17 protein-coding genes are annotated in these 25559 nt (G+C 52.7%); 4 read left to right on the top strand and 13 right to left on the bottom strand.

Annotated elements, in window-relative coordinates:
- Positions 1-63: 63 nt before the first annotated feature.
- The 6 genes from mgtE to SH668x_RS01870 form a co-directional block, all read right to left on the bottom strand.
- Complete coding sequence (mgtE, locus tag SH668x_RS01895) at positions 64-1422, bottom strand: magnesium transporter (RefSeq protein ID WP_437187005.1); 1359 nt, start codon at positions 1420-1422, stop codon at positions 64-66.
- Between the two features lie 276 nt (positions 1423-1698).
- Positions 1699-1941 carry a hypothetical protein gene (locus SH668x_RS01890; RefSeq protein WP_437187004.1) on the bottom strand — a complete coding sequence of 81 codons (243 nt, stop codon included), beginning with the start codon at positions 1939-1941 and terminating at the stop codon, positions 1699-1701.
- Positions 1934-2788, bottom strand: a complete 855-nt coding sequence (locus tag SH668x_RS01885; protein ID WP_437187003.1) for a formylglycine-generating enzyme family protein — start codon at positions 2786-2788, stop codon at positions 1934-1936. Before SH668x_RS01885 ends, SH668x_RS01890 begins: the two co-directional genes overlap by 8 nt.
- A gap of 43 nt (positions 2789-2831) precedes the next feature.
- Positions 2832-6425 carry a mechanosensitive ion channel domain-containing protein gene (locus SH668x_RS01880; RefSeq protein ID WP_437187002.1) on the bottom strand — a complete coding sequence of 1198 codons (3594 nt, stop codon included), beginning with the start codon at positions 6423-6425 and terminating at the stop codon, positions 2832-2834.
- A gap of 63 nt (positions 6426-6488) precedes the next feature.
- The gene (locus SH668x_RS01875) at positions 6489-11321 is read right to left on the bottom strand and encodes an outer membrane protein assembly factor BamB family protein (RefSeq protein WP_437187001.1); all 4833 of its coding nucleotides are present in this window, start codon (positions 11319-11321) and stop codon (positions 6489-6491) included.
- A 200-nt stretch (positions 11322-11521) separates the two neighbouring features.
- The gene (locus SH668x_RS01870; RefSeq protein ID WP_437187000.1) at positions 11522-12271 is read right to left on the bottom strand and encodes a DUF480 domain-containing protein; all 750 of its coding nucleotides are present in this window, start codon (positions 12269-12271) and stop codon (positions 11522-11524) included.
- A gap of 190 nt (positions 12272-12461) precedes the next feature.
- Between SH668x_RS01870 and SH668x_RS01865 the strand changes: the two genes are divergently transcribed.
- Entirely contained in the window at positions 12462-13199 is a 738-nt protein-coding gene (locus SH668x_RS01865; RefSeq protein WP_437186999.1) for a class I SAM-dependent methyltransferase, read from the top strand.
- Positions 13200-13228: 29 nt separating this feature from the next.
- On the opposite strand, the gene SH668x_RS01860 is transcribed toward SH668x_RS01865, so the two are convergent.
- The 4 genes from SH668x_RS01860 to SH668x_RS01845 form a co-directional block, all read right to left on the bottom strand.
- On the bottom strand, positions 13229-13927 hold the full coding sequence (locus SH668x_RS01860) for a BON domain-containing protein (RefSeq protein ID WP_437186998.1): 699 nt from the start codon (positions 13925-13927) through the stop codon (positions 13229-13231).
- 195 nt (positions 13928-14122) lie between these two features.
- Positions 14123-15145: a hypothetical protein gene (locus SH668x_RS01855; protein WP_437186997.1), complete on the bottom strand. Its 1023-nt coding sequence runs from the start codon at positions 15143-15145 to the stop codon at positions 14123-14125.
- Between the two features lie 27 nt (positions 15146-15172).
- A complete protein-coding gene (locus tag SH668x_RS01850) occupies positions 15173-18949 on the bottom strand; it encodes a secretin N-terminal domain-containing protein (RefSeq protein WP_437186996.1) in 3777 nt (1258 codons plus the stop codon).
- A gap of 606 nt (positions 18950-19555) precedes the next feature.
- The gene (locus SH668x_RS01845; RefSeq protein WP_437186995.1) at positions 19556-19840 is read right to left on the bottom strand and encodes a hypothetical protein; all 285 of its coding nucleotides are present in this window, start codon (positions 19838-19840) and stop codon (positions 19556-19558) included.
- 46 nt (positions 19841-19886) lie between these two features.
- Here SH668x_RS01845 and SH668x_RS01840 point away from each other — a divergent pair, with 46 nt between their 5' ends.
- From SH668x_RS01840 to infC, 3 genes are all read left to right on the top strand, one after another.
- A complete protein-coding gene (locus SH668x_RS01840) occupies positions 19887-20180 on the top strand; it encodes an RNA recognition motif domain-containing protein (RefSeq protein WP_437186994.1) in 294 nt (97 codons plus the stop codon).
- A gap of 391 nt (positions 20181-20571) precedes the next feature.
- Positions 20572-20769, top strand: coding sequence for a cold-shock protein (locus SH668x_RS01835; protein ID WP_437186993.1), 198 nt, complete (start codon positions 20572-20574; stop codon positions 20767-20769).
- A 137-nt stretch (positions 20770-20906) separates the two neighbouring features.
- Positions 20907-21419 carry a translation initiation factor IF-3 gene (gene infC, locus SH668x_RS01830; RefSeq protein ID WP_437186992.1) on the top strand — a complete coding sequence of 171 codons (513 nt, stop codon included), beginning with the start codon at positions 20907-20909 and terminating at the stop codon, positions 21417-21419.
- Positions 21420-21668: 249 nt separating this feature from the next.
- Here infC and SH668x_RS01825 read toward each other — a convergent pair whose 3' ends face one another.
- The 3 genes from SH668x_RS01825 to SH668x_RS01815 are packed head-to-tail and all read right to left on the bottom strand — an operon-like array spanning position 21669 to position 25503.
- A complete protein-coding gene (locus SH668x_RS01825; RefSeq protein ID WP_437186991.1) occupies positions 21669-23009 on the bottom strand; it encodes an N-succinylarginine dihydrolase in 1341 nt (446 codons plus the stop codon).
- A complete protein-coding gene (locus tag SH668x_RS01820) occupies positions 23006-24460 on the bottom strand; it encodes a succinylglutamate-semialdehyde dehydrogenase (RefSeq protein WP_437186990.1) in 1455 nt (484 codons plus the stop codon). Before SH668x_RS01820 ends, SH668x_RS01825 begins: the two co-directional genes overlap by 4 nt.
- 2 nt (positions 24461-24462) lie before the next feature.
- Positions 24463-25503 carry an arginine N-succinyltransferase gene (locus tag SH668x_RS01815; protein WP_437186989.1) on the bottom strand — a complete coding sequence of 347 codons (1041 nt, stop codon included), beginning with the start codon at positions 25501-25503 and terminating at the stop codon, positions 24463-24465.
- Positions 25504-25559 lie beyond the last annotated feature (56 nt).

Here is a 25559-nt window from a genome sequence, read left to right as displayed (position 1 = left end):
TCTGTCGACGCGGTGCGCAGACCATGGGGCGGCAATGAGCTTGCTCTTCAGGAATCTGTCTGATCAGTTCTGGAACAGACCGACCATCATGCGGGCAGCGTTGTAATAGAGGAGGACCCCGAGCATATCGCTGAGTGATGCGATCAGTGGATTCGACATGAACGCGGGGTCGAGGCCAACTCGCTTGAGCAGCAACGGGAGCATTGCCCCTAGAATTGTCCCTGATGTGACGACGAGAAAAATGGTGAGGCTCACGACATAGGCTGCCGGAGGGCCGACCATGAACAGGGCGACAATCAGGGAGGCGAATGCCAGCACCAGACCTAGTAGTGCGCCAATTCGGGTTTCCCGCCACGCGATCCATTGAACGCGGCCATTAGTCTCATTGAGGGCCAGTGCCCGGATCATGAGTGTCGCAGATTGAGATCCGGCGTTTCCGCCACTGGCAAGTACCATAGGAAGAAAGAGAACCATCCAGTTCATCTCGTCCTGGTGCTCAAAGAAATTGAGCACTTGTGCAGTGAGAGAGGCTGCACCCAGCAAAATGACGAGCCACATCCCCCGTTTCCAGGCCAATTCGAAGAAAGGAGTGTCGACGTAGCTATCTTCTAGAGGTGTCATCCCCCCTGCGAGATAGGCGTCTTCTGTTGCTTCTTCCTGAATGACCTCCGCTGCGTCGTCATAGGTGACGATTCCCACGAGGCGATTTTGGTGATCGACGACCGGGATGGCGATAAATCCGTAATGGGCGATTTCGTTCGCGACCATTTCCTGATCGTCATCCACCCTGAATGAGATGACGTCACGTTGCATGACGTCGCCCACTTTGGCGGACGGCTTCGCCTGAATCAGTGTTCCGAGCGAAACAAACCCGATCAAGTGACGCGATTCATCAGTAACGTAGATGTAATAGATCGTTTCGCGGCTCGGGGCTTGCAGCCTGAGTCGTTCGAGGGCTTCCTGTACCGTGACATCCGAAGGGAGCCACGCGTACTCGGTTGTCATGATCGAGCCAGCGCTCCCCTCCGGATAGGAGAGTAGCTTGCGAATGTCTGCCCGCTCAGCTTGCGCGACGAATCGCAGCAAATGCTCGACGTGCTCCGGGTCCATCCGTTCCAGTAAATCGACGCGGTCGTCGGCCGACATCTCTTCGATGATTCGAGAGAGTTGTTCCGCGGGAATAATATCTACGAGCCCGACCTGCGCTGGCAGCGAAAAGAAGGAGAAAATTTCCGCTTCACGTTGTGGCGGACAGTGGGAAAGGACCTTCCATGCCTGCTCTGGTTCGAGGCCTTCAAGGACTTCCGCGGCAACTCCCGAATGCAATGCCTCACAAAATTCCCGCAACCCCGCTTCGTCATTCTCTTGGAGCATGACAAGCAGGTCAGGAAGCAGGAGTGAGTGATAAATCGAGTGCGACATGCAGGGTGAACTTGATGAATGCCGAGGGTGAATTGCCGATCATAGCAACGACATTGATTGGGAGCGACTGAGTCGAATTAGTGACGCAGGTGGATGTCGTAGCGAATGAGGGGAAGCAAACTTTGTTTGCTTTATAGATCGACTCCGTAATGAAGATTGTTGATGAGACTCTTGCAAGTGCGACTCTTGCGAGAGTGCGGCATTCCGTCGGCGATAAACGCGGCGATTGAATGAGTTTTTGCCACCATTCGCCGCCACATACACCTGAGACAGGGGCTAGATCACGATGAACATGCTTCCAATTACGGCAAATATTCCAGCCAGCCCAATGATGATATACCAGAGAGGTTTACCATCCCAAGCTGAACGAGAAGTCGATGTGACGTACTCTCCACAGATCGGACATTGCGGGGCATCTTCGTAAATATCTGCCCCGCAGGACGGACAAGGGATCGTTCCGTGATCCTCGCTATCTTCCGGATAGTCGTCGTCCAGGTCATCGTCTTCATATCTATTCATTTACGGCCACTTTACTGATGACGCACCGAAATCCAACGGCATCACTTCGATCTGTTTTGTTCCATGGGATGCGATATGTTGAGGTCAATCGATCTGCCGGATCTTTCCAGGATCCACCGCGAAGAACGCACCTTCTCGCCAGGGAGTCAGGCTGCTGGGAAGTGACCTTTTCATAATTCGAACTCCAAGGGTCGGAGCAGTATTCCCACAGATATCCATGCATATCGAACAGGCCCCATGGATTGGGCTTAAGAACGCCGACAGCAGGATCGTTCCCGGCAGCGTTCCCGGTATGCCAGGCATACTCGTTCAGTATGGAAGCGACGGGAAGTTTCTCACCCGGATTTTGAGCCTCATCTCCAAAACTGTACGGTGTGGACGTCCCCGCCCGGCAGCAGTACTCCCATTCGAACTCTGTCGGGAGTCGTACTTCTTCGTCCTCTGCGATGAGCTGCAAACGACGCATCTCCATCGTTGCGAGTCGACAAAATTCCACCGCCTCGTGCCAACTGATCTGTTCGACCGAGTTTCGGGAACCCTTCCAGCGACTTGGGTTCTTCTTCATCACCGATTCGTATAGGTCCTGCCAGACTTCGAATTTCGAGATGCGAAAAGGTCGATTGAAGGTGACTTCGTGAACGGGTTGTTCCGAAGGGGTTCTGTTGGAGCCGACGAAGATCGTTGCAGGAAACTCTCTTGTTCCCGGGACAACATCGAGGAACTCCCCGGCGAAAGTATGTAACGGAGTCTTCAGTGCGACATCGTTCCCCTGCAGTATCGAAGACGAAATGCAGAAACCGAAAACGGCGAAACACCAGAACTGAAATTGGAGTGGAAGCCGGTTCATGTCGTACTTTCTGATGCTGCCGGCGAACGGGATGAGAAATTTTTCAAATGTTGGAGTGTGCCGGTGCTGTCGTATTGGGTGTGGCCGGGGCCGGAGCACCGTTGTCGACGGGCGCTGGAGGGAGCGGTGCCACGACGGCTGTTGTCAGCTCAGGGGGAACGGCCACTTTTCCAGGAATGATGCGAAGCTCTCGATGTGGGTAAGGAATTTCGATCTTGGCAGCAGCGAATTCCTGAAGAATTCTCACGTGCATTTGATGGATGGTGTCTGTTCGAAACTCCATTGTCGGCAGGTAGAGACGAATCACAAAGTTCAGTCCATTCTCGGTGAAGTTGTCGAATGCGACGACAGGCGATGGATCGGCCATGACGTGTGGCTGAGTTTTCGCAATCTGCAGGAGCATTTCACGGACCAGCAAAGGGTCGGTCCCATGAGGGACTTTCACGTTAAATGTGAGGCGATTTGTTGTATTGGACAGCGTCCAGTTCAGCAGTCGTCCGGTAATGATGTCCTTATTGGGAACAATGTATTCCTTGCAGTCCCAGTCCACGATGGTCGTTGAACGAATCTGAATTCTGCTGACCGAACCGGTCACCTGATCGATCGTGACAACGTCCCCGACGCGAACTGGCTGCTCGAAGAGAATGATCAATCCAGAGATGAAGTTGGCGAAGATCTCTTGAAGCCCGAAACCGAGACCAAACGTCAACGCCGCCGCCAACCATTGGACGTTCTCCCATTTGATTCCAAGCGAATTGCCAAAGACGTAGATGCCAATCGCAGCGATGGCGTAACTGGTCAGCGCTCCCACCGCGTATCGGACCGAACGATCGATCGGAAGTCGTTCCAGCAGCAACATCTCCAGAAGACCCGGAATATTGCGGCATAACGTCGTGAAAATGACGATCGATACGCCCGCAATCAACACGCGAGCCAGCGATAGCCCAAGTAACGGGATGCGTACATCGTCGAGCCTCTGCAGCGCGGGGAGGACATCGATCCAGATGAACCACATGGAGGTCGCGAGCAGCACGACAATCGTTGTGTTCAGCAGCCTTCGTGTCTGCATGCTCACTTCGACAAGATTCGTACGCACTTCCTGTGGAGGGGGTGATTTCGCGGGCGGTAACCCGTCATCCTGATTTTTTTCGGCTTCTGCGAGAGCAGCACGAACTTCGCGTGCATGCTCGATTGCCAGTCGTCGCTGCCGTAGGGTCAACCAACGGACGCACAAGTCCTTGGCGAAAATGGCGAAGAAGACCGCCATGATCGATTGTGCCAAACGGATGGAAAGCTGCCCGGATGCGTACGAGTAACCAAAGATTGTGAGGCCCGCGAGAAAGAGCGGAAGACTGACGCCAATGAGATTCCAGAGGCCAGCCAGTCGATCTAACCATCCTCCGGGATGTGACGCGATCCACTCCTTGAGAATCCCGCTCTGACGAGATGTCAGCCAGTGCAAACAGTTTGCAAGAAGCAGCAGGAAAATGATGCTGAAAACTCGTTCCAGCGGCAGGGACTCCCCTTCACCGGTTCGGAATTTCATGATCGCCACAGCGAAAATGATCGGCGTTGAGAGTGTGACGAATGTTGAGAGTTGTCGAACAATCACCCGATTGACCCGCTCCGGCCATTGGAAATGGGCGACACCGAGGCCACGGTCGCGGCAGGTGTTGATGACGAATTCCAGCCACCAGATCCAGATCGACAGGATGTAGAAAAACCGTGCAATTAGCTGAACTTCACCGCTGAAGTTCAGTCCTCGCCAGCTAAGAAACAGGAGCGGGAATGGAATCAGCAACGATTTCACGAATGTCCAGAATAATGCTGTCCATGTGGGGGTCATCGATGTGTTCAGACGACTGCTTGCCTTTTGACCATTCGTCCGGATTGCAGTGCGTTGCCGCTTGATCGTGAACACGATTCCCAGCCAGATGAAGCCAGCCAGTGCATAGGTGCCAATGTGGTCCAATGCGTCGCGACGATACCGTTTCCTGATGACATCCAGACTCGAGAGTGAAAAGAGTTGTTCGAAACCTGCATGGTCGTTCAGGATCGCCTGGAAAGTCAGGACACTGTTTGTCGGCACCCAGAGAATGTTCTGATTGATGAAGTTCTGGAACTCCTGAGTCGCAGTGATCAGGAGGTTCTCCTGAGTGTGCAACTCATCGAGAGCGTTGATGTAGCCGTCGTTGGCTGCCTGAAGTTCCGTTAGATACTTCTGTTGTTGAGAGAATGCGTTTCGAACCTGATTGGTGATTTGCCATTCCAGATCCCGGCGTTCGTCCGAATCTTCATCGGTAATGAGCCTACTGGAAATACGCCGAGCAGTGTCTGTAATCCGGGTTTCAAGATTTCCAAGCATGGAAATCTGTGAGGCAATTTCACTGAGATTGATCTGGGCATCCTGATATTCAGGACCCCGCTCGGCAATTTCATTCTGCACGTTCTTGATGTCCGGAAGGAACCGACGCTCCTTCTGAAGACGGATTCCAAAGGACTTGCTGTTCCCGATTTTTAGCTTACGGTTTTCAAGGTCTTTCCGTTTGTCGTTAATTGCATCGGTGGTCACCTTCGATCGGGCGAACTCTTCGTTAAGCCTCTTCTCCTTTTCTCGATAGGAGATTTCCTGCTCAACCAGATTCACGTTTTCAAGATAGATTTCCTTGATCTCGGGGATGTCGGTTGATTCCGCATCTCCCTTTGCAACGGACGCTCTGTCCTTTGCTTCTGAGCTCTTTTTACGGAGGACATCCCGCTGCAATGTCGTGACTTCTTCTTTGAGTCGTGCGACTTTTGCGGTCCAGTCCTGCTTGGCAAGCTGAATGAGGTTTGCAGCCTCCTGAGCGGTTCGATAAGCCGCCTCAGCCTGCAAAGCTGCCGGTTCACTCGCCAGCTTTTTCAGGTGAGCAAGGACGCGCAGTCGGCGGGCGTTGACGTTGAGAGGATTTTCCGTTTCAACAGCTAGCTTTGTAAGCTCGGCGTTGAGTGCATCGACTTCACCCGGAATCAGAGCCAAGCGATCCTTAATCGCCTTCTGTCGGGCAGTGCGGTCAGCGATTCGCTTGTCGGTCTGAGAGAGTTCGTTTTGAGCATGAACCAGTTCCTGCTGTTTACTGGCCAGAGCCTGCTCGAGTTTTGGAAGTGTGTCCAGATCGAGAAAGCGTTGAGGCTTTTCTCGCAATGAATTGGTGATGTCGGCCTGGGCCTTCTGACGGGCTGCTTCAATTTCGCTGGTCAGCTGTTGCCAGCTTTTCAGGTTGAGGACATTTTCGCTTTCCTGATTCAGCTCTGCGCGAGCTTGTTCAATGATTTCGAGAGTGGATTTTTTCAGTTCATCACTGAGGTCCGTCGCTCCTTCGACAGATTTCTTCAGATCATCAAGGCTTTTGGCTGTGACCTGGCTAGCAGCCTGCGCTTCAGCTGAGTTCGCAGACGGAGTCTCCACCGCTGGCGGTGGAGTCGCAGGAGTTGCAGGTGGCGTTTCCTGAGCAGCGGGAACCGGAGTTTGCGGGGCCGGAAGCTGGGTGGGAAATGGAAATGGAAGGTCTTGCTGCGCAAACAGAGAACCTTCGAACAGAATCACAACGCAGAGCGTGATGAGCAGTCGGGGAGTACCGAAAATCAAATTCAACATGAATCAAGTCAGCTTCCGTCTGAATGTTCTCGAGATCTGTTTCGAGTAACGAGCGGTCCATCATTATTTTGGGGGAGCAGGAGCGTTCGAACCGTCGGCGGGAGCCGCATCTGGTTCCTGAGCCGCCCTCGCAAAATCAATTTCCAGGCGAGATTTCGACGAGATGAGTTTCACCTTCTGGAACTTTCGTTCGCCTGACACTGAGTAGCCAAAAAAAACTTCTCCATCGATTTGGCCGATCAGTTTCCCTGTGCGGCGACAATAACAGCGAATGACCGGATGAAAAGTCTCGTAAGTCCATGTCCCATCGTCTTCGTCCTCTTCATCAGCTTCTTCGTCTTCAGTGTCTTCAGTCGCCTGTTTCGGAGAGTTCTCGCTTTCCGGTATGATTTCAGGTTCTGTCCGAGTAGGAGGAGTTTCGGGAGATGGCTCGCTGGGAGCTGAATTCTCAGGATTCTCATCGACAGGGGGAACCTCAACCGGTGGATCTTCGGGAACAGGTTCGATAGTCGTCGAATTCCGTCGGAACGTTTCTACCTTTGGCACCCCTTTACTCACGACAACAAACACCGGGACATCGACAGGCTGGTCCAGTCGGAATGTGGATTCCCCGAGTTCTTCCTTCCAGAGAACAGTGCCAGTTTCTCGACTGAAACAAACCATTGTCCCCTGAACGATCGGTCGACGATACCCGGAAGGGATGGGCGAACTGGAAAAGAAGTCATCTTCACGGGACGAGATCGAAGAAAAGACGACGAGAAAGTCATCCGTTGAGACGCTGCATGCAATCTTCTGGATCGACTGATTCGGATTGAGGGTGTAGACCTGAATCGTGTTTCCGCTGCTGAGGTCCACGAACTCGACAGCTCCTCCCGGCGAGAGCATTCCAAGCCATTTCGAATCGAGCTCAAATGGAATCGACCCTGGTGCGAACGATTTCTTCCAGTGACGTTCTCCCGTCGTCCCGTTCAGCGACTCCAGCTCTAACGGAGAGAGTTCGGGTTGAGTGGCATCTCGATGCGGTGGTGCAGGCTGGGGATTTTCTTTGTTCTCCTCAACCGGCTTTGCGTCCGTTGGCGTTGCCTCAGCTGGCTGTTCTTCAGTTGGCTGTTCCTCAGTTGGACCAGCTTCTTCATTGGCGTCCCCAGCTTCTTCTTCCTCTTCTTCAGATGCGATAAGAGTCCGTCCATCGCCACGTACGGTAATGAGCGTCGTCCCAAGGCTCACGATCACGTCGTCGACTGAGTAATTCCACGAGAGACTCTTCACGAATTCTCCGGTCATCGCGGAATAGATATTCAGGTGTGGTTGCCCCGCTGCCGCGAGGATCAGATGAGTTTCGTTTCCGAAGCACTGTGCGAACATCGGGAGGTCATATCGCCGCCAAAGTTCGTTTCCAGTTGCTGTTTCGATTGCGACCAGCATTCCGTACTTCTGGACACAGAAGTACGTCGGCAGGACCGGCCCGACAGTCCCTACGTTGTGTCCAAATTCGCTCAGCGTCGGTGTTGTGACCCGTTCGAATCCAGGCCTGCGAATCGAGGCAACTCCTTCAGTTACCGGCAACAAATTTTCAAAGTTGTTCTGTGAATCTGCCCCCATCTGCGACGATGCCCAAATCTGCTGGCTGATTCTGGAATCTTTTTGATTGAGTGGAGTAATGCCGTAGAGATCGTCTCCAGTCTGGAATAGACAGAACTGCCCGAACCCCCAAATCTGCTCGGTCCCATAGTCCTGAAGCAGGTTTCTGGTTAACGAAGGGAGCTTGCGAACCCAAGGCCGAGAAACGTCTGCCGATAGAAACCGGAGGCCCTGACGCGACGGGTAGTCGACCTCGATTGACATGTTCGACATCATGCCACCAAACGGAGCAATGACAGAGGCCGGCATGACTTGAATAATCTCTCTACGTGTGGATTTCACTTCCGCCGATGGAATGTTGTTCTGCCAGGGAGCGAACTCTGCGGTCTCTGTAAGTTGCTTGTCGATCAAGGACTCATACTCGTTGACGAGCGAGCCGATTGTTGCTCCGTCCACATTCAAGTCCGAAGGATAACTCTTGAGACGTCGTAGCCATTCCAGTGCATCACGCCACTGCTCACGTTGAACGTAATGATGTACGAGACGAGAGACGGCGATTGAGCTGACATTCTGATCAGGATTCTGAGAAATCGAAATCCAACGTAGCTGGGCGTCGACCCATTCTGGAAGAGTTGATATTTGACGTCCGCTGCGAAGTTGGAACTCATCGCCCCATGGCGTTACGCCAAGGCAGCGGGAGATGTGATCCTGTTCCTCGACAGATTTCTCGGTGACTGCCATCACTCGTGATTTGATGAATTCCGACAATTTGTGGCGTTCAGGAGCACTGAGCGAATTCGAGAGCGCTACGGCCTGCGATTGCAGCCATCGGTCAAGACGATAACGCAGATCTTCTCGCGATGCTGGAAGCAACACGCTCAGCTCATCGATCGGAGTTTCAAGCCAAAGATGTACAAAGCCATCGTAGTCTTTTTCTCCCAGCCGTGAGATCACCTGTCGCTGTCGCCAGGCAGCGCGCTCGTAAGGACTCTTGAGGTGCTCTGAAATCTGACCTGCGATCTCGAGCCGATCCGTTTGTTTGGTAAGTTGCTCATACGCTGCCGAGAGGAGTGCCAGTTGAAGTTTCTGTGTCGATAAAGGGTCTGCTTGCGAACTCGATTTCAAGCGTTCCATGAACTCTCCTAATGACGAGAGCCAGTTCCCACTTTCAATTCGGTTCACAATCTCCTGGCTCACGCTGGCGAACTGAGAATCCTCGTTGGCATGCAACGGCGACTGCAGCTTGCGGACGTGAGTGGGAGTCACTTCGAAGAGTGTTCCATCGCTGATCAACAACTGTCGAGGTTGCATCTTTCTCGGAAGGACTCGATCGGATTGGTCCCCGGAAACACTCGATTGGAACGATGTGCTGACAGCTCCTGTTTTCAGGTCGACTCTCGCAAAATCTGTTTCGTAGATTGGGTAAAGATAGGCAATGTCCGTAGACACTCCTCGACCGGCGGATTGGGGGATTGGGGATTCCCAGAGAAGTGCTCCGCTCTTGAGATCAATGTTACGAGCCCGGGTTTTCTCGATCAGCAAAACACCTGTTTCAGCGGAAGCACTCGCAATGCAGAGTGCGTTGCCGCGTGGCTGTTGCCAAACGATCCTCCCTGTTTGAGGGTCCACACAGTACAGGAAGTCGGATTCTGGGGTCACAAAGATAATGTGGCGGCCCGCCTGAATGAGCTGAATTTCCTGCCAGCTATCCCAATCTGCGAATCCGGTTGCTTTAATCTCTGCTCGAGTCCAGTTCATATTCCCATGAAGGGCATCTTTTCTCGGCAATCGAATTGCCCAGGCAAGCTCGCCGAAGAGTGGATCGACACAGACCAGCGCACCGGCGGCGGTCGCGCAGAGCAGACGACCATCGTAAAATTCGATGGTACCTGATCGTCCATGACGGCGTTCATCGCTGGAGAGTGAAAGAAGCGGTGAAGCGAGTTCCAATGCTTCTTTCAACGATCCACTCTGCGAATCTAGAGTGAAGAGCGTCATCGCATTGGTTGTCTTAGACTCCCCTAACGCGTACAGGTAATTTCCAAAGATGGTCGGCGGACCGGCAAAGAAGTTCTTGCCAGCAGGTTCGCCATCAAACGTCCAGACAACTTCCCCTGTTGTCGCGGAGACGCAGACGAGGCGATTCGCTGGAAATTGCTCCCCCTCGACCGAGTCTTCTCCCGATTCGTCTGGCTTGAGCAACGGGTCGAGATTTTCGATGGTCTCAACGAAGTAGAGGTGTTTTCCATCGGAAGTACTTCGAGATGTTGCTGATTCATCGAACGTTCTACGGGCGACCGATATGGCAAACATCCTGCGTCGGTTCCGGTCTCCAAGGTCCCCGGGGTCTCTCAGCCAGTGTGCTGTATAGCCGGGGATTTCCCGCTGCCATGCGATCTCTCCGGACGTTTGATTGAACGCGACTCGATGAGACGCCCCTCCGAGCACAGAATGATTCTTCGACGCCGTCAGTGAATATGCCGGGTAGGGAGTGAGCCCGTAGTAACGCAGTTCGGTGTAGGTGGAACTCAGAGAGTTAATGACCTCAGGAGCGTTCTCAATCTTCAGTTCCCAAGTTGGCTTCGGTGACGGGAAAGTTTCGGACAGAAACGCAGGAGGTTTTTGAAGTGTCTGGGAAAGAGATCGCTGTGCCTCCTGATTTTTCAGGAAGTCTGCGACGTACTGGAGATTGGACAATTCAGGAGATCGGAGCGAGATGATCGCTGCATCTTCCAGCATCCCAATATCGATCAAACTGCGGATGATCAGTCGATGCGCTTCGTCGGCCGCAGGAGTGAGCCTGTACTGCCGGGCGACTGTTTTCAATGCCTCAAGATCGTTCTGCAAAATGGCAGCTTTGAGTTGCTCGTTCGCGGTCGCGTTGATTAATCGCCGATATGTCTCCAGTGCTTCGGGAGGGAGCAAACGGAGTTGATGTTCGGCCGCGACAGCGACAGTTGAGATCACTCCACCCACATTCACCAGAGTGTTGGGGCTTTCCTTCTGGAGCGTGACGAGGCGATCACAAATCGTAGGCCAGTCTTTTTTGATCGCAGCTTTCTGGATCCCCTGAAAGATTCGGTCGAGCTCTCGGTCGGTAATGAAACTCAGCGATCTCGAAAATAACTGGGGGTCATCGACATTGAGTTCGATGACCTCGGTCTCTGCAGCCTCTGACGCTTCAATCTCTGGGGGCGGCGATTCGTCTGGGGCTTGGCAAAATCCAACGCTGCCTGCGATCAGTGGAAGTAGGATCATTCCTACCCAGAGAGACAGCGGGCGACGGAGCATCAGATTCGAGTGTCCAATTTTCATCGCATCCAGTCCAACGAAATCACTGACGAGAAAAACGTGCAGAGATGGGAATCACCATATTAATGCGGATCTGAATCGAAAGTGCAAAGTTCTCCGAGAATTCTGCTCATCGCACTGTATAAATTAAGAAGTGACGGTGAACTAGACAGATCAGGCATGTCCACCGTCACAAAATCGAATGAGAAACTAATTGGAGTAGGTCAGGCTCCCAGACTTTGCTTCAGTTGCGCGAGGCTGTCCTTGAGTTCTTCAAGTTCCCCCCGTAACTCATGGATTTCTGCCTGCAGAAGTTGTTGATTTTCTGTGAGCGCTTCAATTTGACGCTGTGAGGTCTCTGAAACAGCGTGACTTGTCACGCGCTCAGAAGTCTTCTCCGTGGCAGCTTCCGAGTTAGATCGGGGAGTCATCTGGACATTCTCGGATGCCAGATAGAAGTTGTGATCTACCTCGACGCCGCGGCGTTCCAGGGAACCGTCGGCTCGCACGTAATTCTGCGAGATCAGGCTTTCGATCTCCGACCGAAGTTGATCGAGGCTCTCAATCGGAACCATCCGGCTGGCACGTGCCCGCAGTTCCCCAAGCTGTTGGCGGCCACGTAACAGAAGTTCTGTCATGATCGCAAGTTGTGGTTCTGTGAACGGGAAACGTTTCCGCGTGTAATGGCGATATCGTTCGGTGCGGCTCGAATCTGACCGCACTTCAGCGACGAGTCCGATTTTGCGAAGTTCTTCTAGCGCATCGAAGACCCCATCCTCCGTGTAATTTGTCACCGGATCACGATTGCTTTTTTGATTGCATCCAACGGTAAGCCCTTTCAGGGTCATTGGATAGCTTTCTGGGACGGTAAACGCCTTTTCAACCAGCGTACCTAAAACACGTCGTTGCGGTTTGGACAGCTCTCGAACAGGGGCGAGTGCAGACCCTTCCAGATCTGTATCAAATTCACTCATGCGGGGGATTTCCTCGGAAGATCATAACGGACTGATCCACTGAGGGTAACAAGTCTGAAAGTAGCGGTCAAAAAAGGAATATTTTAATGCGATCGTTCCTTTTTTCCGGATGGCGTGAAACGTCGAGGTTTCGATATTGTCACAGTGATCAGATCGATTTTGAAATCAACGTTGAGTGGGCACAAACGTTATGACAACCAATTACGACCCGATCGCAGAGCAGTATCAACGTTCAAAGCAACAACCATGGCGAACTTATATCGAGGCATTCAGCCTGCTGAACCTCGTCGGCCCACTCGCTGGGAAATCAGCGATCGACATTGCCTGCGGGGAAGGTTTTTACACTCGCATGCTGCGGGGGCGTGGGGCGGTCCGTGTCACTGGGGTGGACCTTTCAGCCGGGATGATTGAACTGGCTGCGAAGCAGGAACAGGAGTTCCAGGCCGGGATTCAGTACATCGTCGGCGATGCCCGCCAATTGGCCATTTCAGAGCCATTTGACATCGCAGTGGCAGCCTACCTACTGAATTACGCGCGTAACGAAGAAGAACTGCGAGCAATGTGCAATGGCATTTACGACGCCCTCGACGAAGGGGGCCGCTTTGTGACAGTGAATTGCTGCCAGTCGTTGAATTTTTCAACTGCGCCGTCGTATCGAAAGTATGGGTTCGAAACGTTTGCGCCCGGCGAGTGGAAGATCGGCTCTCCAATTCAATGGAAGTTTTATCTGGACGACGGTGAATTCGACATCGAAAACTATCACCTCGGTCAGGAAATGCATGAAGCGGCATTTCGGGATGCTGGGTTTCGGGAGGTGAAATGGCACTCTCCAGAATTGTCTCCTGCCGGACTGCAGCACGCAGATCCTGAGTTCTGGGCCTGTTTTTTCGATCACAGTCCGATCACCCTGATCGAGTGCACAAAGTGAAACGGGGATCCTGAAGGAACCCCGCCCATCTACTTTGAGATTTCCAATTCGTTGCGAACCGTTCGAACTCCCGGTTCCATCCGAGTCAGGATTTCCATCAATCGTCGGTCTTCTTCAGATGCCACCGACCCGCGAAGGATGATTTCCCCACTCTCCTGGGATGTGGCAACGACACCTCGGCCTCGTTCGCCGAGCGCAGGGAGTGCAGTGAACTGGTTTTGCACTGAAAGTTGCATTGCTTCCGGTGCAACGATCGGGGAATTGAATCCCAATCGAACTTGAGGACGCATCAGTTGCTGTGGTGTCTGTGAGGTATTGCCGCTGAACTGCCCATTTCCGAGGTTCTGAAGTTGGGAGAACATCTGGGAATTCATTCTTCGTCCCTGAGACGTTGCAGATTGATTACCGCCGATAAAACCGCCGGAGTTATTAATTCCGCCGATGAAACCGCGTGAACCAATCTGCGCCCCTAAGCTCCCGTCCCCTGCATTCAGATTCGACGTTGCTCCGAGAGTTGGAGTTTGTCCTGCAATGCCGGAATTCCCACGACTTTGAGTGCTGTTCGCTGTCGTTCCTGTCCGGGACATGGACTGTCCAGACGAGGATCGGGTCGATGAACCGGTTGTTCCAGCTGAACCGGTGCTTCCAGAGCCGAACCGTGTTTGCGCGGAAGCGATCGAGGCCTGAAGGACTCCGGCGATGAGGGCGATTGTAAAGAGTGTTCGCATCTCGAGTGATTCCCTGATGGCCGTTCGAAGTAATGGCAACGTCTCTATTCTGTCAGTGATTGGAACACCGCAGCAAGAAGAAGAGATCGAATTTCCCGAAAATGCCCCGTTTGAACCACAGGGAGTCTCTGTTTAAGTCGTTATCGACCAATTGGATGCATCAATGGTTTTCGAATTTTCAAACTGTCCGCTTTTTTAATTATCGAGGAGAGGATGTGCGGTCATGGCAGGTTTGGCAGGCTCAGCGGCTGGAATCACCTTTTCAGATGCCGGCTCTTCCTTTGCGACCGCTGCAGGTTCGGAAGGAGGAGTTGCATCGGGTGTTGTGGCTGGTGCATCTGACTTGGGTTGTTCCACTGGAGTTTGGTTCAGAAGCGGATGCAGCTTCATGGGAGTCCGAGGAGCGGGTGCCGGATCGACTGGTTTTTCGTCCACAACGACGGTTGTTTCGTGACTTGCCTGTGCGACTTCCGCTGTGTTGGCCGGAATCTTGGCTGCTTCAGTCAGGCTGTTGCGGAGTCTCTTTTTTGCCTGTTCATTTTCTGTCGTAGCAACGGCATTCACGATCTCGCTGGGCGAGACGACTTCATCTTTCTTTTCACTCAAGACCTGCGCAATCTTGTTTTTGTGCACCTCTTCCTGAGGAACGTCGTCGACTGTGACGCTTGAGTTGGGTTTGCGTTGTGTGGTACCAGCCAGAGTGATCGCAGCCATCTTGGAATAGACTTTCGACCCATCTTCAGGTGTGTATCGCACCCGTAGCTGACAATTGGCGAGGTGTGTCCCCTTACGAGTATAAGGGATAAACAGTTGATAAGACGCACCGAGGTTTGTTGGAGCCAGGAATGTCTGGAATGAGGCCGCGTCGAACTCGAACTCGTCAATTGGCTTTTCCTGTTCTTCCGGTGTCCCCACATTGTCGAAGACATAGATGCGAACGCTGCCGTTCACCTTCACCGGTGACTTTTCACCCATCGCGAAGAACATGATCTGCCCCGCGAAACCGCGAGTCGGGAGGCCGTTGAAGTTCCCTTCGCCTGGCTGCCAGACTGTCACGATCTCCACAACAGGGTGCGTTGAGTCGGCAGATGGAAGGTCTCCAATCTTCGAAATGTTGAGCATCTGACATCCGCTGCTGACAGCGAGGCAGCATGCGAGAATCGAGAGTCGGAGGAGTGAGTTGGAGTGCTTACGCTGCATTGCAGTGTTCCCTGACATTGGGGAGATTCAAGGGGAGTGAGTGAACTACTTTTGGGAAGTGATTCGCGTCACTTTTCCTCTGTTTTCAATTGCTCTAGCGCCGGCGGTTGGCTGAATTTCTTGCGGAGTCGGTGGCGGTGGGAGCGGAGCAGGTCCAAATTCCGAGGCGGGAAGTTCAGGGAGTCGTGCTGGGTCGTTATTATCCAGCTGTTCCAGCGGGAATGTCATGTCTGCCGGGACGCCGAGGATCGGTCCGTGAATCGATTCCGCGTCATCCTGAAAGAAGTGAATTCGGCCAGTTTCAATCTGCTTGAGTTGCTCCATGTCTGCATCGCTGTGGATGATTCGTGGAGTCAGGAAGATCAAAAGCTCTGTTCGACGATTATCAAAAACATTGTACTGGAAGAGTTTTCCAAGCACCGGAAGGTCACCCAGCCATGGAACTTTACGTTCAATTGTCTGGTCGTTCTTTGTGATCATCCCGCCGACGACGATCGTCTGCCCATCCGGCACCTTAATCGTCGTGTTAGCAGTTGTAATGTCTTTGACCGGTGCGTAGACGATGCCTCCCTCGTTGTCTGTGAAGATCGGGACACCGCTGTTCAAGTTGGGATAAGCACTCTTCTCAGCCGCAACTTCCATCACGACCTGCCCCTCGGGGCTGATGCGAGGCTGGACTGTGAGGATGATTCCCGCCGGGTCCCGCAGCACGTTTGTCTGTGAAATTCCGTTGGTTGTCATGTTCACACCGTCCGGGACTGGGACGATCTGCCCCACCTGAATGGATGCTGGCTGATTATCGAGAGCGATGATCTGAGGTCGGCTGAGAACGCGGAGTGTACGGCGGGCTGCGAGTGCACGAACTAGAACGCTGACCGCATCTGAACTTGCCGAGAGGACCAATCCACCGTATCCGAGATCGTTATTCACGCGGCCGAGCGCAAAGTTCGTCAATCCTTGCGATCCAACAATCGATGGATTCGAGGTGCTATTGTTACTTCCCAGGGATTGATTATTGAAGTTGAATCCCGGAGTCGCCTGTTGAGAAATGACGTTTGTTGTGGTGACTTGCGGCTGACCTGGCTGGGATGTTGTCGTCGTTGTCGTGACGAGGTTTCCAATCGTACTGCGGGCGAACAGAACTGGATCCTGGAACCCGAGTTCAACTCCGAACTCGTCCTTGTTGTCCAGAACAACTTCAACCAGCATCGCCTGAATGACGACCTGAGCGGGCTCTGCATCGAGTCGACGGGCAATCTCTTCGAGTTGTTTAAAGTAGACCGGAGTTGCGCTGATCAACAGGTTGTTGGTGGAGTCTTCCGGAGTGACGATAATTTCCTGCTCGAGAAGCTGGCTCGTGCTGATCCGGTCTGGATCGATCGTTGCCAGATCTCGTTGTGCAGCGAGGAAATCATTGATTGCCTGAGCAACGACACTTGCCTGTGTGTTTCGCAGCTTAATGACGTTGGTAATACGATTTCGTGTGTGGTTCGAGTCGAGCTTGTAAAGGATGGCCTCGACGATCTGAAGTGTGTCTGCTCCGCCGATTGCGACGACCGAGTTGGTTCGGGAATCGGCTGAGAAACGCATTGGAATCAAACTGTTTCCATTCCCTTGCGCTCCGATCAGTTCCATCCCAAGTCCGCTGGATTGATTCGCGGCCCCCGCAGGACGTTGAGCACCCTGCTGGGATGAGCTGAACATTTCGTTCAGGAGTGCGACAGCATTAATCGAGTCCGCATTTTTGAGCGGGAAGACTTTGATTTCTGCCACCGCGCTGCTTGGGCGGTCGAGCATGCGAATCAGTTCTTCCACGAGCGGCATGCTTTGTTCCGATGCGGTGACAAGCAGGCTGTTCGTACGAGGATCAGCATTAAAGCGAATGTCGTTCAGGAGTCCTGATCGAATCAGTTCATCTCCACCTTCCGCGAGGAATTCGAGGACAGTCGCCCGTGCCTGTTGGGTGGCAGAGTTTGCTCCCCCTTGCTGCTGTCCGAATCCTCCTTGTCCAGTCGTGGAGGTCATTCGTGCAGGGTTAAGTGTCCCTTGAATCGCGTTGTTCAGAAATGCAGCCAGATCTTCTGCAGCAGCACTTTTGAGTGGGAACAATCGGAGTCGGCTCGTGGATGCTGACTGTTCGTTATCGAGCCCGCGGATGAACTCGGCGATTTCTGACAGGTCGCGAGGATTTGCCTGGACGACGACGCTGTTGGTGCGAGCATCGGAGGCAACTTTCAATCGAGTCGCCAAGCCCACGGGTGGCTGGGTGTAAAAGTTGGTCAACATTTCCACAACAGATGTGGAGACCGCATGTTTCAAGCGGAAAATCTGAACTTCATGGGTCGGGTCGATGGCCTGATCCAGTTCATCTGCCAGATCGAGGACCCCTTCGATGGCGTTTCCAGGGGCGAGGATGAGGACGGCGTTGGGAACAACCACAGGGACGACTCGCACGGAGACAAGGGCCTGTTGGGCGTTGTTCGTACGCAGTTCCGACATGCGGGTGTAGACGTCATTCAGCAACTGGGACATCGATTGAGAATCGACAAACCGAAGTCGCAAGAGGTGGATCTCAGGCATGCTGCCCATTGCCATCTGTTCAATGGCCTGAATCACCTGCAATACAGACTCAACATCCTTTTCGTTTCCTCGGAGGATGAGGAGGTCGAGGTCGTTGAGAGCTTCAATCGCAACGTCCCCCTTGAGGTTGCCGAGCAATGCGGGGAGCCCGCCCGCCGCGGCGTTCGCAGGGTTCGATTCGGGTGTTGTCTGAGGTGCGGTTGCTGGGGCAGCACTCCCGGCCGGAGCTGAGGAATCTGCAGCAGGAGCCTGAACTGGTTCGGTGGTTGTAGGAGGAGTCTGTGTTCGCAACTGAGAAATTAATGAGAGTGGCTGTGCCAGCTTTCGTCCTGTTTCTGCAGTGGTCCCATTCCCTGCAACGAGTTTGGGAAGTTGCTCACCCCCCAATGGGTTCATGTCGATCTTCGTGATGAGTTGTTTCAGGCCCACCTGAACTGACGGCTCTGCGGTGATCAGTAATTCGTTGTTCGCTGTGTCGATCTCGAGCACGAAAAGCGGACGCTTTGCAGCGATTGCCGTTTGCTCGAAGTGGTCGACGACGAATGCGGGAAGTCCGTGAGGTCCAGTGTTTTCAAGATGTGATCGCTGCTTGAAGGTCTGGTGGATCTGCTTTGCGAGATCGAGGGCAGGTCGGGTCGTTGGGTGGATCGTGATCGTTGATGGAGGAGCCGTTTCCTCATTGACGACGTTTTCGTGGTTCGCCTTTTGCACCACAGATGTCGCAGGGGTGTCAGACTCAGCTGATGCCAACGTAATCGGTTGATTCATCCCAGCCGTTGGGCGTTTCACTTCCGTCGATGCATTGTGACGCTGGAAGTCGATTTTCTTCTTCTTTGTCGAGATGACTTCCAGAACGTTTCCGTTCTCGATCAGTCGAAAATTCGTTTTTTCCAGATCCCGATTGAGGATGCGGACTGCGTCTTCCCGCGTGTGGTTCGCAATGTCGGCGCGTGTGTAAAGACCAGGAGGGATCTCCTCCATCACCAATGTGGAGTTGGTTTCTTCCGCGACATTGTTGAGAACTACGTCCCAAGGTTTGCGGAAGTATCCCAATTTACATTGAGACTTCGCTCTTTCCTCGGGGGTGGACGCCTTTTTCTCTTCTGCGTCGCTCTTTTGTTTGAACTGAAGCACGTTCTGTTCAGCTGCGACAAGGAAAGATTGCGACGGAATCAACATCGGGAAGACTGAGAGAAACGCAAGTTTCCGTCCGATTTGTTTCAGTCGATCTTTGCGATACATGTGATCCATCACTGTCGCCACTCAGTTCGAGGAAAGAACCTGATTCCAAAAAGTCATCGCAAATACAATTGCGTTACGGGTAACTTTGGCGGAAATGAAAATCTTGAACAGACGATTTAGGCTAAAGTCATGAGTTGATGCAGGTTTGGACGGATTCGAACGTGTCCAATGGCGTTTTTTGCCGAAGCGGACTCGTGATCTCAGGTGCTTTCCTGTGCAGAATGCAGTGGCGACGGAGTCAAACGATCGGTATTTCGGATGATCTGTTGTGGAATTGACCGCGTTATCTAGCGGGTAACTCCCGAGTCTCCCACGTGCGGAGTCGGCCTGCCGGAACCAAGCGGTCGGGCGGGTCGGTTCTCGATGACGAAATTTCTACCGACATCGAAGAAAATCTCGTAAGTTCTCAAAATTTGGAGAATAAGTCTCGTCAAGTGAACGGACGTACGATATATTCACTGGCAGTGGATTCTTGCACGTATTGGCGGTTGAGATGATTTTCAACTCACAAATTCGTGCAGGTTCGGGTCGATGAAGCTCTTTTGGACTTCGCCCGGTCCACACGACTGCTGCTCAAAACCAGAAATGGAAGTGAGAGCGAAGTCATCAGGAAATAGTTTGGGATAAAGTCATTTGCGGACTCTGTTCGAGAGGCTCTTTCAGCCCCTCTCGCCATTTACCAGTAGATTTCTTTGCGTATCGGATCTTCGACGTGCTCGCTGCACGCGAAGTCTCTGCCACGATGAGGCTCAATTCTCCGGGTCTCTTTCTCACCTTACGGCTACAGTCGACAGCATTGTTGCGAAGTGTGTTGTCGAATTCTTTCTGGGTTCCGTGTGGAATTCGAGCCTTCTCATTCGCCAATTCATCGCTCAGCAGTCGTACCTTCACGGTATTCGGCCTCCAAGAGAGCTGAGCCTCAAGATTCAAAGGTTGTTTGTTGACAAGTATTTATGTTGGAAATTTATCGTTTAACGCCACGGAGACCGATTTGCGGTCGGCATTTGAACGATACGGACGCGTGTCCGCTGTACAGATGGTAAAGGATCAAGTGACTGGTCGATCCAAAGGGTTTGCCTTCGTTCGGATGGGAAATCTGGATGATGCAGACGAGGCGATGGTCCGGTTGAATGGAAGCTCCCTCCAGGGGAGAAAATTGGTTGTCAGCGAGGCGAAGGGGCGCGATGCGATCGCTTCTCCGGTTTCCCGAGGACGTTGGGATTTGATTTAGGTTTTTCGCGAGAGATTCCAAGATCGCAGTTGTATGACAACTAACCAAAATGTTACATTTCTGCGTGTTGATGGGTTGGAAGGTCCGGTCAGGAAAGTACTTCGCATCAGCACAGTGAGAGTTCAGGCGACGTAAGTTGCCAAGAAGCCATTCAAATCTGGCAAGTTGCCAGGTTTTGTGGGACATCTTGAGGAGTCGTCAGACACCACAGGATGTTACGAGCAGAGAAGGAGAAGCTGTTGAATTGGCTTTGTCTTTCAAACACCACACAATGCCAGTGAGTTTTTGTAACCACGTCAGGTCTGTGGCCCACTGCTCAGTTGTTTTCCAGATGAGCTTTTGTGTTGAAAGGTCATCGGGACGACGAGTCAAATTTTTTAGGATAGCAGCAATGCCACAGGGTAAGATCAAGAAACTGACAGACAAAGGCTTTGGCTTCATCGAAGGTGATCGTGGGGATTTGTTCTTCCACCATTCTTCAGTCAAAGGGACTTCATACGAGAACCTGTATGAAGGCCAGACAGTTGAGTACACTGTTGGACAGGGCAAAAAAGGCCCATGTGCCAACGATGTCCAAGTGATCAACTAGTTTTGAGCAAAACCGCGAAGTCACGGGATTTCCGTGGCTTCGCGGGCTCTTTGTCTCAATTTTCCATTTTATTTTTGAGGAGCTAAAACATCAGACGGCCGCAACCGGTTGCCCGAACCCAAACGAACTTGCCTCGCATGAACGAGCGCATTCGAATTACCCCCATCCGTGTCGTGGATGCTGAGGGCGAAATGCTCGGCGAGATGGAAACTCCTGTCGCTTTACAGCTGGCGATGGATGCTGGACTGGATCTTGTCGAAGTCAGCCCTGATTCCAAGCCTCCGGTCTGTCGAATCATGGATTTCGGCAAAGCACAGTACGAGAAGCAGCGCAAGTCTGTCGGGCCAAAACAACACAAAAGTCAGCTCAAACAAATCCGTCTCGGTGCCAAAACCGGTCAGCATGACATTCAGGTCAAAGTTGACAAAGCACGAGAATTTTTGGCTCGCAAGGACAAGGTCAAGGTCAACGTCGTGTTCCGCGGTCGAGAAAACGCGCATCATGATCGTGGACGGGACTTGCTGCAGGAAATTATCACCATGCTTGCAGACGTCGCGACAGTCGAGCAACCACCACGCATGGAGAGTGGTCGTGCGATGTCGATGTTGCTGATGCCAGGCGGAACAAAACCGGCGGCGCCAGCTCAATAGGCTCCTCCTGAAGATTCGATCAAAGAACGCTGCTGACACCCAATTTTGTCAGCAGCGTTTTTTTGTGGTCGAATCGTTGTTCCCTGAACAATCACCCGACACGAGCATCGCTCTATCTCCCCGCCTAGCGCGCCTCTCACGAGAGTGTGGCGTTCCGGCGGCGATAAACGCAGCGTTTGAACGAGTTTTTCCACCATTCGCAGCCACACTCCCCTGAGGCAGGGGCTAAGTGACAAGATTTCGTCACTCTCAAGGGAAGTCTGGACTCCAGTTGAGACCGAGCAGGCTGTAGATCTCAGCGAGTGCGTTGTTCGACTCTACTGCCAACTGCGGGTCGCGGAGAGCGTCGACATCGAGTTCATCGCGATAATGGTTGATCACGGTCTTCCTGAGTCCTTCGTACAACTGCGGCGTTAGTAGGACCGTTCCAGAAAGCTGATTCAATTCTTCTTCCGTAAGAACCACCCGCAGTCGCAAACAGGCAGGACCTCCTCCATTCCGCATACTTTGGCGGACATCGACGAATTGGACATCGGTTACTCGCTCGCATTCGACCTGAATCTGGTCAATCACGTTCAGGCACGCGGAAGATCGTTCGCATTCAATGGGGGCGATGAGTGTCATTGTGCGGTCTTCACCTGATCCAATCGTGACGAGCTGGCTGTTGAAGAGATAGGTGGCGACAGCTTCTTCGAGACTGAGGTCCTTTGTTTCGACGGTAACGATTTTCAAATCGCGGTTCGGGATGTCCCGTAACTGCTTTATTATGTTGTTCTGGTTGACGAAGGATTGTTCATGGCAGACCAGATGGCGTTCGTTCCCGAATGCGACGACATCATTATGAAATACGCCTGCATCAATCGCATCGGGATTCTGTTTCAGAAAAAGCACCTCGTCTGGACGCAGCTTGTGCCGTCGGGCGACTGCACGGCTGGCGCTCAAGGTTTGGCGGGGTGAGTAGATCATCGGGGAGGCACTGTTTGCATCTTCGTCGTCGTTTCCGAACACGAAGATCTCGATTCCTTTCGCTCCGTGAGTCTCGCAGAGTCGAATGTGGTTTGCTGCCCCTTCGTCAGCGAATTTCGCCTCGGATTGTAATGGGTCATGAACAACGAAATACTTCTGATTCGAGAAGATTTGACGGAGGACTTCAGTTGTTCTGACGGCTTCAAGCTGACGGTGAGTCGTGCTGATCAGATTGGCGGGAGTGAAATGGACTTTCCCATCTTCCGTGTCTGAACTAGGAGAAACAGTGGCAGCATTTGCTGTCCACATTGAAGAGGCGCTGTAAGCAATCGAGAGCAAATCGGGACGTTCTCTCGCCGCCTGAGCAATGACATCGTCTGCTCTTCCTGTGAACCCCCTCTCCTGCAAAAATCCCCAATGTGGGCGTGGTTGAGGAGGAAGCACTCCCTGCTTCACTCCGAGATCCATCAGGAGCTTCATTTTGTTCAACCCCTCCAACGCCGCAGCTTTGGGGTGCGAAACGCGATGGCGATTTCGGAATGAAGCAAGATTTCCCTCAGCGAGTCCGCCGTAATGATGCGTCGGCCCGATAAGTCCATCAAAGTTGACTTCAAACGCGGTCATGGCATCGAAAATCCCGGAGGTAGATTCGCAGGGATTCCCATGTGATTGCTTTCAAGCGACGCGACGGGAATGTTGCAGTAGTCGACAGTGAACGAGCCAGCTGCGCGATGATTTCCGCTTCGCCCCACCCCTCCGAACGGGAGTTCACCACTCGCACCGGTCGTCGGTTTGTTCCAGTTGATCAATCCCGATTTAACCTGATCAAAGACCAGTTCGTAGTCCTCTCTGTTTTGAGTGAACACTGCACAAGCGAGGCCGTATTGAGTCCGGTTGGCTTCCTCGATCGCGGACTTCAAATTCGGGACTCGAATCAGTTGAAGAATGGGACCAAAAAGCTCTTTGTCTTCTCTGACACTGCAATTGGTGACATCAATCAGCCCCGGAGAGAGATAGGCTGGTCCCAGTGAAAGGCGTTCTGACTGAACGAGTGGGATGGCTCCGTGATTCATCATGCGTTCCTGCTCTTCTAGAACGCGATCGGCTGCCTGAGTGTGAATCAGTGGTCCCATAAATGGTTGAGGAGAACCGTCTGGCGCGCCGACCTCAATGTTATTGACCGCCTTGATGAGAAGAGTGATCAGCTCATCATTTCCCTCAGTACAGATCAGCCGACGGGCACAAGTACAGCGTTGCCCCGAACTCAGGTATGCCGACTGAACTGTCCAGTAGATCGCAGGGAGGATCTCCCGAACACGGTGGACGATCAGAGGGTTGTTGCCGCCCAGTTCCAAAGCAAGAAGCTTTTCGGGAAACGGGACGAGAGCCTGGCGTAACGCGATGCCCGTTCGCAGGCTGCCGGTAAAGAGAACGGCGTTAACCTCTGGGTGTTTTGCCAGCGATTCCCCGCACTCACGACCGCCCTGAACGAGATTGATTACTCCAGGAGGAATCTCCGCTTTTTCCCAAAGCTTGATTGTGAGTTCTGCGACACGGGGAGTCAGTTCGCTCGGCTTCAACACAATCGTGTTTCCAGCTGCGAGTGCTGGGATGATCTGACCGTTCGCAATGTGCCCCGGAAAGTTGAACGGCCCGTAAACCGCGGTCACTCCATGCGGCTTATATCGCGTTCTTCCATTTCCGCCAGCGATGGGAATTGAATTGTCTACCCGTCGTGAGCTGAGCGCGGACAGACTGGAATGAATCTTACTGATCATCGCACTGACTTCAGTGGCTGCATCCCAAAGCGGCTTTCCCCCCTCCTCTGTAATCGCTCTGGTCAGTTCCACTTGGTGTTGTTCAAGTTGAGCGCGAAAGGCCAATAGGTATTTGGAGCGTTGAGTGATCGAGAGGCGAGCCCAGTCGGATGATGCAGAGTGAGCCGCTTGAACTGCAGAATCGACATCGTTCGGATGGGACGCTCTGCCAGTCCAGATGATTCTCTGCGTGGCTGGGGAAAGTGAATGAAATGACTCTCCGCTTCCCTCCACCCAGTTTCCTGCGATGAAGTTCATCTTCACCTCACTTGATGGTGTTCTGATCTGAAGAGAATGTACCGAAGTGGATCGCCCACGCTGACTCCCAGTGATTCAGCGATTCTGGCATCGATCTTGACGCCTTGCGAGGTGAGTTCGAGCGAGCCTCGCGTTGCACGGAATCCGTCTGTTCGAGAAGCGATCAGGCACTCGATCGACTGTTGTGATGAGACGGGCACAATCTCGATCACCCTCCCGACCTGACTTTCTCGAACGCTCCGAATCTTCTTCAATGGACAATGCAGCAGGGGGCCCGCTTCGAAGATGTCGACCTGATTTTCGAATCGAAATCCCTCAGACTCCAAAAGTCTTCTCGCTGGCTTTGTGAGTTCGTGAACTTCGCCGATCACCGCTTGAGCTTCTGCAGGCAAGAGCGGGATGTAAATCGGAAACCGTGGCATCAAGTCCCCGATGAATTCTTTGTTGACGATGCTCAGGTAATCAGCCTTAGGGAATTCCAGATCGAAGAATTTCTTCCCCAGCGCATCCCAGAATGGAGAGCGTCCCTGTTCATTGATCACGCCTCGCATTTCAGCGACGACGTCAGGATCGAACATCTGCGAATATTCCGCCATGAATAGAAATCTGGAGAGCGAAAGAGCACGTCCGTTCCCCTCACCGCGGGCATCAGGATGCAGAAAAAGACTGCCAATTTCACTGGGGCCGTCGTGATTCTCAACGAGATGCAACACAGCGATCTCTTTGCGAATTCCCAGCGTTTGAGATTCGTGAGTGCTCGTTTGAATCTGGTAAGAGTAGAACGGTTCAAAGCCTCCGGTTTTGGAAACAATTCCGCATGTGCCCATGACCTCATGTGAGTCGAAATCTTCGATCACAAACAAGTACGACTCCCCGGTTGGATCATCGCCATCGAGATTGCGAAATGATTTCAAAGACCTCTTGATCCGCTTTTCGAGCAGGTTTCGATCCTTCGGGAGTGTTGTGAGACCGAAGGAAGTCAGTCCGGCCAGAACGAGAAGCCGTTCAAGATCGTCAATTTGAACTGGTCGTACAACAAACATCGCTAATGTCTCTCGTCACTGAATTGAATGAGTTCTTGTCCCGTGACTCCTGTACT

This window comes from Planctomicrobium mucosum (assembly GCF_051466335.1).
Classification (GTDB): domain Bacteria; phylum Planctomycetota; class Planctomycetia; order Planctomycetales; family Planctomycetaceae; genus Planctomicrobium.
The sequence above is the reverse complement of the archived record's forward strand: the minus strand, read 5'-3'. Positions and strand labels throughout refer to the sequence as shown.

What these genes read in the sequence shown, in the direction of transcription:
- mgtE (WP_437187005.1), bottom strand. Translation starts at nt 1,422, where the DNA reads ATGTCGCACTCGATTTATCACTCACTCCTGCTTCCTGACCTGCTTGTC.
- SH668x_RS01890 (WP_437187004.1), bottom strand. Translation starts at nt 1,941, where the DNA reads ATGAATAGATATGAAGACGATGACCTGGACGACGACTATCCGGAAGAT.
- SH668x_RS01885 (WP_437187003.1), bottom strand. Translation starts at nt 2,788, where the DNA reads ATGAACCGGCTTCCACTCCAATTTCAGTTCTGGTGTTTCGCCGTTTTC.
- SH668x_RS01880 (WP_437187002.1), bottom strand. Translation starts at nt 6,425, where the DNA reads ATGTTGAATTTGATTTTCGGTACTCCCCGACTGCTCATCACGCTCTGC.
- SH668x_RS01875 (WP_437187001.1), bottom strand. Translation starts at nt 11,321, where the DNA reads ATGAAAATTGGACACTCGAATCTGATGCTCCGTCGCCCGCTGTCTCTC.
- SH668x_RS01870 (WP_437187000.1), bottom strand. Translation starts at nt 12,271, where the DNA reads ATGAGTGAATTTGATACAGATCTGGAAGGGTCTGCACTCGCCCCTGTT.
- SH668x_RS01865 (WP_437186999.1), top strand. Translation starts at nt 12,462, where the DNA reads ATGACAACCAATTACGACCCGATCGCAGAGCAGTATCAACGTTCAAAG.
- SH668x_RS01860 (WP_437186998.1), bottom strand. Translation starts at nt 13,927, where the DNA reads ATGCGAACACTCTTTACAATCGCCCTCATCGCCGGAGTCCTTCAGGCC.
- SH668x_RS01855 (WP_437186997.1), bottom strand. Translation starts at nt 15,145, where the DNA reads ATGTCAGGGAACACTGCAATGCAGCGTAAGCACTCCAACTCACTCCTC.
- SH668x_RS01850 (WP_437186996.1), bottom strand. Translation starts at nt 18,949, where the DNA reads ATGTATCGCAAAGATCGACTGAAACAAATCGGACGGAAACTTGCGTTT.
- SH668x_RS01835 (WP_437186993.1), top strand. Translation starts at nt 20,572, where the DNA reads ATGCCACAGGGTAAGATCAAGAAACTGACAGACAAAGGCTTTGGCTTC.
- infC (WP_437186992.1), top strand. Translation starts at nt 20,907, where the DNA reads ATGAACGAGCGCATTCGAATTACCCCCATCCGTGTCGTGGATGCTGAG.
- SH668x_RS01825 (WP_437186991.1), bottom strand. Translation starts at nt 23,009, where the DNA reads ATGACCGCGTTTGAAGTCAACTTTGATGGACTTATCGGGCCGACGCAT.
- SH668x_RS01820 (WP_437186990.1), bottom strand. Translation starts at nt 24,460, where the DNA reads ATGAACTTCATCGCAGGAAACTGGGTGGAGGGAAGCGGAGAGTCATTT.
- SH668x_RS01815 (WP_437186989.1), bottom strand. Translation starts at nt 25,503, where the DNA reads ATGTTTGTTGTACGACCAGTTCAAATTGACGATCTTGAACGGCTTCTC.